Annotated in this window: 1 protein-coding gene; it reads right to left on the bottom strand. The window is 62.5% G+C overall.

Features of this window, described 5'->3' with window-relative positions; all coding sequences use genetic code 11:
• Positions 1–37: 37 nt before the first annotated feature.
• Positions 38–1333: an IS256 family transposase gene (locus ACZ6DT_RS40165; RefSeq protein ID WP_465605312.1), complete on the bottom strand. Its 1296-nt coding sequence runs from the start codon at positions 1331–1333 to the stop codon at positions 38–40.
• Between the last annotated feature and the right edge of the window lie 73 nt (positions 1334–1406).

The raw sequence follows: 1406 nt of genomic DNA, 5'->3' as shown, positions 1-1406 counted from the left end.
GGGTCTATCCCGTGATCGGTGTTTCCGGCGTTGTTGATCAGTAGGTTTCGGCTCCCGGCCAGCGGTCACCGAACGTGATGGCGAAGGCGTTCAGCACGGGCTTCCAGCGCATCGTCCATCGGGCGCGGCCTGCCCCTGTCGGGTCCAGGCTGCGGGTCACAAGGTACAGGCATTTCATCGCGGCCTGCTCGGTCGGGAAATGTCCTCGTGCACGGATCGCCCGCCGGTAGCGGGCATTCAATGATTCGATCGCGTTGGTGGAGCAGATCATGCGCCTGATCTCGATGTCGTAGTCGAGGAAGGGTACGAACTCGTTCCAGGCGTTGCGCCAGAGCCGGATCATCGCACGGTATTTCGCACCCCATTTCTCCTCTAATTCGTCGAGTGCGGCCATCGCGGCGTCGGGATTGGGGGCCGTGTAGATGGGTTTGATGTCTCGTTTCACCGCGTCCCAATCCCGACGAGAAGCGAGCCGGAAGGTATTGCGGATCAAATGCACGATGCACGTTTGGACGATGGTTTGCGGCCACACATTTGTCACGACTTCGGGCAGACCTTTGAGGCCGTCACAGACGAGGAAGAACACGTCCCGGACGCCGCGGTTCTTCAGATCGATCAGCACGCTCATCCAGAACTTCGCGCCCTCACCGCCGGTGCCCATCCACAGTCCGAGCACATCCTTCCGGCCGTCCACGGTGACGCCGATAGCGGCGTAGACAGGCCGGTTGGCGACCTGCCCGTCCCGGACCTTGACGTGGATCGCGTCAAGGAACACGGCCACGTACACCGCGTCCAGTGGCCGGCTGGCCCAGTCCTGCATCTCGGCGATGACCTTGTCGGTGATCCGCGAGATCGTCTCTTTGCTGACCGAGGTTCCGTAGATCTCGGCAAAATGTGCCGAAATGTCCCCGGTCGTCATTCCCTTCGCATACAACGACAACACGATCTCATCCACCTCGGTAAGCCGGCGTTGCCGCTTCTTCACGATCTGCGGCTCGAACGTGCTCTCCCGATCCCGTGGCACGTTGATGTCGACCTCTCCCGCGGCATCCGAAACCACCGTTTTCGGCCGAGTGCCGTTCCGGACATTCGTCGACTCGCGGTCCGGCTCGGCCTGGTTCTTCTCATGACCGAGGTGCTCGGTCATCTCCTCGTTCAGTGCGGTTTCCAGCACATTCTTGGTGAACAGCTTCAGCAGGCCGTCCGGGCCGGTCAATGCCAACCCGCGGGCTTTCGCCTCGGCCACCATCGCCGCCGCGGCGGCCTGCTCCGGCGACAGCTCCCGCGCCGGCTTGGACTCACTCTTGCGTGGACTCACAAGGTCCGATGTCATCACTCACAGTGCCCATCCCGCCGGACCTCAGCCCGGCGTGTCGGGCCGGAAACACCGATCCTGGAACAGTCCC

Source organism: Amycolatopsis sp. NPDC041971 (assembly GCF_055588925.1).
The sequence above is the reverse complement of the archived record's forward strand: the minus strand, read 5'-3'. Positions and strand labels throughout refer to the sequence as shown.

Excerpts from the sequence above, each read along its gene's own strand:
- ACZ6DT_RS40165 (WP_465605312.1), bottom strand. The coding sequence starts at position 1,333 with ATGACATCGGACCTTGTGAGTCCACGCAAGAGTGAGTCCAAGCCGGCG.